We start from the raw sequence: 8,001 nt of genomic DNA, 5'->3' as shown, positions 1-8,001 counted from the left end.
GGTGCCTCTTTTATTTTTCCACTTAGAGAAAGTGGCGGACGCGGGAGGATTCGAACCTCCGACCGCCTGGTTCGTAGCCAGGTACTCTATCCAGCTGAGCTACGCGTCCAATTACAAAGATAACCATTTTAGTAATGGCGGAGGGGGAGGGATTCGAACCCTCGATAGGGCTACAAACCCTATACTCCCTTAGCAGGGGAGCGCCTTCAGCCACTCGGCCACCTCTCCGTCTTTGTGGGGCGTATAATATAGAACAGAAAAAATAAGTCAAACACTTTTCTTGTAAAAAATGACTATCTGGTGACAGATTGAACACACTGTCTTTTTTTCTAACAATTTGCTCTAATCCTAATCATTTCTGGGGGTTGTGGAGGTGGAAAACTTACTCATTAAGCGCTGTTTATGATCGAATACCTCTTCGAGATAGGAGTCTAAATACCCTAATTTTTGGAATTCGATGATACATTGCCTGCAATACTCCCTTCTTGCGGCTTCATGCTTTAATTGTTCTTCGTCTAATTTCGGCATAATCTATGTTTTCTTATAACTTATTATGTGTGATTCATCCTAAATGCCACGTCAGTATAGAAATGCCATAAGAAATTGCCAACTAACCAGATTGATAAAATTAGAACCCATTTCAGAAACAACAACAATAAAACACTGTTTTCAAATGCAAACACGACTTTTATTGATAAATTTGAAATTATTTTTGGGAAATGTCTTACAAAAATAAAAGAAAAGCACCGCATACAGACTTTAGAGCAAAACACCTCTAATGGTCGAAATTTCTTTTGTCTTGTATAAAGCAATAAAAGAATATGACACGCTAGCAGTTGTGTTCAGTTTAGTAATGCCGAAATTATCGAAAGAGCTCTGAGGATATCAACCAAAAAAAACGGCTTTCCTAGAAAGCCGTTTTTTCGATTAACCTGTTATCAATCCGCTTGCGGGCGCATGTGCGGGAACAAGATCACGTCCTTAATCGTTGGTGAGTCAGTAAATAACATGACTAAGCGGTCAATACCGATACCTTCACCCGCTGTCGGCGGTAAGCCATACTCTAGCGCTTGAATGTAATCCGCATCGTAGTGCATCGCTTCATCATCACCAGCATCTTTTTCTTCAACCTGACGTGCAAAACGCTCAGCTTGGTCTTGTGCATCGTTCAGCTCAGAGAAACCATTCGCAAGCTCACGACCACCAACGAAAAACTCGAAACGGTCAGTGATGAATGGGTTTTCATCATTACGACGTGCAAGTGGCGACACTTCCCATGGGTACTCAGTGATGAAAGTCGGTTGAATTAGCTTGTGCTCAGCTGTTTCTTCGAAGATCTCACATAAGAATTTACCCGCACCCCATACACATTTTTCAGGGATCTTAACATGTACTTTCTTCGCATAAGCGACTAGCTCATCAAAGTGGTTTTCAGGATCTTTGAAGATATGCGCGATTTCTTCAGCATCAGGACCATACTTGATGATTGCATCTGCCATAGATAGACGCTCGAATTGCTTACCAAAGTCATATTCAATGGTCTCAACAACTTCGCCTTCTGCGTTCTTAACAGTGTTAATCACCGTAGTTGTACCAAGTACATCTTGTGCAACGGTACGAAGCATGTCTTCAGTTAAGTTCATTAGGTCTTTGTAGTCAGCGTATGCTTGGTAGAACTCAATCATGGTGAATTCTGGGTTATGACGCGTTGAAAGACCTTCGTTACGGAAGTTACGGTTGATCTCGAATACACGGTCAAAGCCACCAACTACTAGACGCTTAAGATAAAGCTCTGGTGCGATACGTAAGTACATGTCGATGTCTAACGCATTGTGGTGAGTCACGAATGGACGTGCCGTTGCACCACCAGGAATAACCTGAAGCATTGGCGTTTCAACTTCCATGAAGTCACGCTCAGCTAAGAAACGACGAATACCTTCAATCACTTTTGAACGAATACGGAACGTTTCACGCGTATCCATGTTTGTGATTAGGTCAACGTAACGCTGGCGGTATTTCGCTTCTTGGTCTGTTAAACCGTGAAACTTTTCTGGTAATGGACGTAGTGACTTAGTCAGCAACTCATACTGAACCATGTCTACGTAAAGGTCGCCTTTACCTGACTTATGAAGTGGACCTGAAACACCGATGATGTCACCGATATCAAGTTGACCATATTTTTCTTTCAGCGTTTTTTGCACATCTTTTGATGCATATGCTTGGATACGACCTTTCATGTCTTGTAAAACAAGGAAAGGACCGCGTTTAGCAAGAATACGACCAGCTACCGATACCTGATGGTCTAACTCAACAAGCTCTTCTTTCGATTTATCACCAAACTTAGCCTGTAGATCAGCCGTATAGTCTTCGCGGCGGAAGGTGTTCGGGTGGCCATTGGCATCACAATTCTCACGAATTGCATCCAATTTAGCACGACGCTCAGCAATGAGTTTATTTTCGTCTTGGATTTGATCTGTCATTTTTTAGCTCTTAGTTTAGCTTGTTGATTAAAGGCCTGATTTCAGGCTAGCTTCGATAAATTTATCTAAATCACCGTCTAATACTGCTTGAGTATTACGGTTTTCAACGCCGGTACGTAAATCTTTAATACGAGAATCGTCTAATACGTAAGAACGAATTTGACTACCCCAACCGATATCAGATTTAGCATCTTCTTGAGACTGCTTCTCGGCGTTTTGTTTTTTCATTTCAAGTTCAAACAATTTAGCTTTTAACTGCTTCATTGCTTGCGCCTTGTTTTTGTGCTGTGAACGGTCATTCTGACACTGCACAACAGTATTCGTTGGTAAGTGGGTAATACGTACCGCAGACTCTGTACGGTTTACGTGCTGACCACCCGCACCCGACGCGCGATATACGTCAATACGTAAATCCGCTGGGTTAATATCAATTTCAATATTGTCGTCAATTTCTGGGTAAATAAATGCAGAGGCAAACGAAGTATGACGACGGCCCGTTGAGTCGAATGGGCTCTTACGCACTAAGCGATGTACGCCAGTTTCTGTGCGTAACCAACCGTAAGCATATTCACCTGACACACGTACCGTCGCACCTTTAATGCCGGCAACGTCACCGTCAGTTGCTTCAACGATTTCAACTTTGAAGCCTTTGGCTTCAGCCCAGCGCAGATACATACGCAGTAGCATGTTACACCAATCTTGCGCTTCAGTACCGCCCGAACCTGACTGTAAATCGATGTAGGCATCGTTGGCATCTTGCTCGCCTGAGAACATGCGGCGGAATTCTAGTTTTTCTAATTGACCAACTAAGCCTTCTACTTCTTGCTGCGCTTCAACGAAAGTATCTTCATCTTCCGCTTCAACTGCTAGCTCGACCAAGCCTTCAGCATCATCTGCGCCACCAACAAGGTTATCAATGGTTTCAACAATCGCTTCTAGATTTGATTTCTCACGGCCCAGCGCTTGGGCTTTTTCTGGCTCATTCCATACTGCTGGATCTTCAAGTTCGGCATTGACTTCCTCTAAACGCTCTTGTTTTAGAGCATAGTCAAAGATACCCCCGAAGAAGCTCAGTACGTTCGCGAATTTCCTTGATTTGGTTAATCACAGGATTCACTTCAAACATCTACATTACTCCAATTTACGCCTTTAACATCTAGCCCATACACCGTAATTTCTTCGCTATGCTACGGCGTTTATTCAGACAGGCTATCTAAACGGCCAATAGTAACAAAATTTACCACCATATATCAGCCCCAAATACGATAATTTTGGGGTTTTGCATGGATAACTGAGGTCACTGCGTTTAATCGCAAGAAAATATCCAAAGCTAGTTTGTAACGGCTTGGATCTCTCGCACAATCAACTGCAATGAAAACTTGCCTCTAAACTCATTGATATCGAGTTGATACGCCACCTCAGCGAACTGGGCAGACATATTTGGCCACGCTCTCAAATCAACATTAAATGCGATAGCATCCACCAGCTTACCAGTCGGGTGTTTTAGCACTAACTTAAGGTGTTTTTCGGCAACCAAACGTTGCTGTACCAACTCAAAGCGCTCACTAAAAATTGGCTCAGGGAATTGCTGCCCCCAAGGCCCTGCTGCTTGGAGCATATTTGCAAAGTCCATATTAAAACACTCGCTCGGTAACGCACCATCGGTCAGCAACACACTTTGCTTTAATTCTTCAGTCAATTGCTTTTCGACTTGTGCTTCAAACGCAATTTTGAATTGGGCAAATTGTGACTCATTAATACTGAGCCCAGCCGCCATAGCATGACCACCGAACTTCAAAATGAGGCCTGGGTTTTGTGTGTTAATGTGCTCCAATAGATCACGCATATGAACGCCTTCAATCGATCTACACGAGCCTTTGATCTGACCATCATCCCCTTGCGCAAAAATTACCGAGGGTCTGTGATATTTTTCCTTAAGTCGACCAGCTAAGATACCAATTACACCTTGATGCCAGTCATCCTGATACAGACACACAGCCGTTGGTACGCTTTGAGTTTTATTGCTTAATCGCTCTAAAACGGCATTTGCTTCTTGCTGCATGCCCTGCTCTATTTCACGCCTTTCATGATTTAAACTATCAAGCTCATTCGCAATCCGGCGCGCTTGAAATTCATCTTTCGCTAACAGACAAGCTATACCCAAGCTCATATCATCCAAACGACCCGCCGCATTAAGCCTTGGTGCTAACGAAAAACCAAAATCACTGGCCGTTAACCGGTTCATATTACGATTAGACACTTCAATCAGGGCTTTTATGCCAGGCCGTGTTTGGCCATTTTTTATACGAGCCAGCCCTTGGAAAACCAAAGTGCGATTGTTTGCATCTAACGCAACCACATCCGCCACAGTGCCCAATGCCACAATATCAAGTAATGAGGCTAAATTGGGCTCTGGACGTTGGCTGTTTTCGAAATAAGACACCGAGCGCAGATGATGCCGCAATGCAATTAATAGATAAAATGCTACCCCAACACCTGCAATCGACTTTGATGGAAACTGACAATCATGGCGGTTAGGGTTAATGATTGCGTCGGCATTAGGCAACTGCTCGCCCTGTAAATGGTGATCGGTCACGATAACTTTGATACCAGCGGCCTTTACAATGTCGATACCCGCAATGCAGGAAATGCCATTATCAACCGTTATCACAAGATCTGGGCCTAGTTGCACTATTTGCTCGGCTAATGCTGGACTGAGCCCATAACCTAGACTAAACCTATCTGGCACTAAGTAATCAACATGATTAAAACCAAACTCAGGCAACCCTTGCATCAATACCGCAGTACTGGTTGCCCCGTCAGCATCAAAGTCACCAACAATCAGAATACGTTGCTGCGCATTTAGTGTGGCTGCCAAAATCTCACAAGCCACTGTGATATCTTTAAATAGCTTAAAATCTAGCAGTGTCGCCGCACTGTTATTTAATTCTGCCGCAGATTGCACACCACGCGAGGCATAGAGCTGTTTAATAACGGGATGAAGGTTATCCGGCAAGTAGCTATCATCAACATGCTGTCGAGGCTGGATCTTAGTTTGCATAGAACTCTGATTACTCTTTATCTGACTTTAGTTATTTCAGTTTGCAGCTACAAATAAGTGGTAGTTGACATTTGCAGGCACAAAAAAAGGCCTGACGGCCTTTTTATCATAATGGGTCTATTATACGTAAAGCTTAAGACTTTGCATTTCTTTCTAGTGAAGCAGCTAGCTCAGCTGCAGGCTGGTAGCCTGGAATGATCGTACCATCTTCAAGGATAATCGCAGGCGTTCCAGAAACACCAAACTTCTGACCTAACTGATAATGCTCAGCAACTGGTGCTGTACAATCTTTAACATCAGCAACCGGGTTACCCGCTTTCGCTTCAGTCATTGCCGTTGCCGCATCTTTTGCACACCAAACATTCATTAAATCTTCATAGCCTTGGCTTTGGATGCCGCCGCGTGGGAATGCAAGATATTTGACCGTGATCCCAGCTTCTAGGTAATCCTCTAGTTCACGGTGAAGTTTACGACAGTAACCGCAAGTGATATCGGTAAAAATTGTCACCTGATGCTTTTCATTTTCAGCTTTGTAGACGATCATTGAGTCTTCGTACTGCTTTAAGCCTTCTTTGCGAACGCCGCTTAGCGCATCTTCTGTTAGGTTTTTTCTATTTGGAATATCGATTAAAGCACCCTGCATTAAATAACGGCCATCAGTGCTCGAATAAAACACACCGCGGTCGGTGATCACGGTTTTCAACCCAGGAATTGGACTATCTGTAATTTCATTCACTGATAAACCAAGGCCAGCAAGAGACTGCTGAATAGGGTTAATTGCAAAAACACCTTCTTTTTGCGCTGTTTCTTCTGCATAAGCAGAAGCACTGACCGCAAGCGCGGCTGCTAAAAATAACTTTTTCATCTTTGTTCTCGTAAATTCGTTTTTCATTCACCAATAGGACCGTAAAACTACAATAAAATTCCATTAAGCCCTAGGATGATGTTGCTCGTGCAGAGATTTTAAACGCTCACTAGCAACATGGGTATAAATTTGTGTCGTTGACAAGTCACTATGACCCAACATCATTTGCACAACGCGTAAGTCTGCTCCATGATTCAGCAAGTGTGTTGCAAATGCATGACGTAACGTATGTGGAGATAATGGAGACTTAACATCAGCCAACATAGCATAGTGTTTGATTCTATGCCAAAAAGTTTGCCGCGTCATGCCGATACCACGCTTCGAGGGAAACACAAAATCATTAGCATGCTTAACCATTTGAGGCCTGCCAACACTTAAAAATTGCTCCACCCAACGCAATGATTCTTCACCCATTGGTACCATGCGCTCTTTGCCACCTTTACCCTTAACTAACACAACCGCTTGACGCAAGTTAATTTGTTCAATCCTCAAACCAACCAATTCAGTTACTCGAAGGCCCGTTGCATACAGTAGTTCCAACATTGCTTTATCTCTCAGCCCCATTGCATCTTCAATATTCGGCGCATTTAACAATGCTTCAACTTCTTGCTCTGAAAGCGTTTTTGGTAAAGATTGCACTGTTTTAGGTTGCGCAATATTCACGAGTGGACTTTGGCTGATTTTTTTGTGGTTTACCCAGTAAAGATAAAATCGCTTCAAGGCGCTGATTGATCTGGCTGTACTTCTTGGTTTAAGGCCCAGATCAACGCGATATGCTAAATAAGCCTCTACATCTGTCACACTGATGGCCAATATATCTTGCCCTTCAAGCTGCGTCTGTATAAAACTTGAAAATTTCTCCAAGTCTGTGCGATAGGCGGAAATCGTATTGTCGCTCAGCCCTTGCTCTAAAAATAAGGCGTCTAAGAATGATTCTATCGGGTCGAAATCATCCTCTTCTATTTCTGATATGGTTTCTTGTTCGTTCACGGGCTGCCTGTATCAATTGATTAAACCTTAGGGTAGACTGCCCCCATATGATAACAGCCATTTGAGTGAAGAATACAATGCAAATCGGGTTATTTTACGGTTCAACAACCTGTTATACAGAAATGGCCGCTGAAAAAATACAAGAAATCATTGGTAAAGATGTCATTTCTTTACACAACATCAAAGATGAACCATTGAAAAATGCAGAGCAATTCGACTTTATAATTTTTGGGATTTCAACGTGGGACTTTGGTGAATTACAAGAAGACTGGGAATCTCATTGGAACGACATCGATGGTGTTGAACTCAGTGGAAAGACCATTGCCTTATTTGGCATGGGCGACCAGCAAGGTTACGGTCAGTGGTTCCAAGATGCGCTGGGTATGCTACATGATAAAATTGCCCCTCAAGGCGTTAATTTCATCGGCTTTTGGCCAAATTCCGATGACTATGAGTTTGAAGCATCAAAAGCACTGACAGAAGATGGAAAGCACTTTGTCGGTTTGGCTTTAGATGAAGACAGCCAATACGAAAAAAGTGATGAGCGTATCGCAACTTGGATTGAACAAGTTATGACCGAGTACGCAGCGACACTATAAAAACGT

6 protein-coding genes and 2 tRNA genes are annotated in these 8,001 nt (G+C 43.1%); 1 reads left to right on the top strand and 7 read right to left on the bottom strand.

The genetic code is table 11. From position 1 onward, the window contains the following. Window positions 1–32: 32 nt before the first annotated feature. The 7 genes from L1077_RS02790 to xerD form a co-directional block, all read right to left on the bottom strand. Window positions 33–109, bottom strand: a tRNA-Arg gene (locus tag L1077_RS02790). Between the two features lie 26 nt (window positions 110–135). Then, window positions 136–228, bottom strand: a tRNA-Ser gene (locus L1077_RS02785). 710 nt (window positions 229–938) lie between these two features. Next, window positions 939–2,480, bottom strand: coding sequence for a lysine--tRNA ligase (gene lysS / locus L1077_RS02780; RefSeq protein WP_237135500.1), 1,542 nt, complete (start codon window positions 2,478–2,480; stop codon window positions 939–941). Window positions 2,481–2,507: 27 nt separating this feature from the next. After that, a protein-coding gene (gene prfB / locus L1077_RS02775; protein ID WP_152614627.1) for a peptide chain release factor 2 occupies window positions 2,508–3,606 on the bottom strand; the annotation gives its coding sequence in 2 pieces (ribosomal slippage) (window positions 2,508–3,530 and window positions 3,532–3,606; 1,098 coding nt in all). Between the two features lie 204 nt (window positions 3,607–3,810). After that, the gene (gene recJ / locus L1077_RS02770; RefSeq protein ID WP_237135499.1) at window positions 3,811–5,541 is read right to left on the bottom strand and encodes a single-stranded-DNA-specific exonuclease RecJ; all 1,731 of its coding nucleotides are present in this window, start codon (window positions 5,539–5,541) and stop codon (window positions 3,811–3,813) included. Between the two features lie 133 nt (window positions 5,542–5,674). Continuing rightward, entirely contained in the window at window positions 5,675–6,406 is a 732-nt protein-coding gene (gene dsbC / locus L1077_RS02765; RefSeq protein ID WP_237135498.1) for a bifunctional protein-disulfide isomerase/oxidoreductase DsbC, read from the bottom strand. A 63-nt stretch (window positions 6,407–6,469) separates the two neighbouring features. Continuing rightward, window positions 6,470–7,396 carry a site-specific tyrosine recombinase XerD gene (gene xerD / locus L1077_RS02760; RefSeq protein ID WP_237135497.1) on the bottom strand — a complete coding sequence of 309 codons (927 nt, stop codon included), beginning with the start codon at window positions 7,394–7,396 and terminating at the stop codon, window positions 6,470–6,472. A gap of 77 nt (window positions 7,397–7,473) precedes the next feature. Here xerD and fldB point away from each other — a divergent pair, with 77 nt between their 5' ends. After that, window positions 7,474–7,995, top strand: a complete 522-nt coding sequence (gene fldB / locus L1077_RS02755; protein ID WP_237135496.1) for a flavodoxin FldB — start codon at window positions 7,474–7,476, stop codon at window positions 7,993–7,995. Window positions 7,996–8,001 lie beyond the last annotated feature (6 nt).

The organism is Pseudoalteromonas luteoviolacea (assembly GCF_021654285.1).
Taxonomy (GTDB): domain Bacteria; phylum Pseudomonadota; class Gammaproteobacteria; order Enterobacterales; family Alteromonadaceae; genus Pseudoalteromonas; species Pseudoalteromonas luteoviolacea_J.
The sequence above is the reverse complement of the archived record's forward strand: the minus strand, read 5'-3'. Positions and strand labels throughout refer to the sequence as shown.

Excerpts from the sequence above, each read along its gene's own strand:
- lysS (WP_237135500.1), bottom strand. The coding sequence starts at position 2,480 with ATGACAGATCAAATCCAAGACGAAAATAAACTCATTGCTGAGCGTCGT.
- recJ (WP_237135499.1), bottom strand. The coding sequence starts at position 5,541 with ATGCAAACTAAGATCCAGCCTCGACAGCATGTTGATGATAGCTACTTG.
- dsbC (WP_237135498.1), bottom strand. The coding sequence starts at position 6,406 with ATGAAAAAGTTATTTTTAGCAGCCGCGCTTGCGGTCAGTGCTTCTGCT.
- fldB (WP_237135496.1), top strand. The coding sequence starts at position 7,474 with ATGCAAATCGGGTTATTTTACGGTTCAACAACCTGTTATACAGAAATG.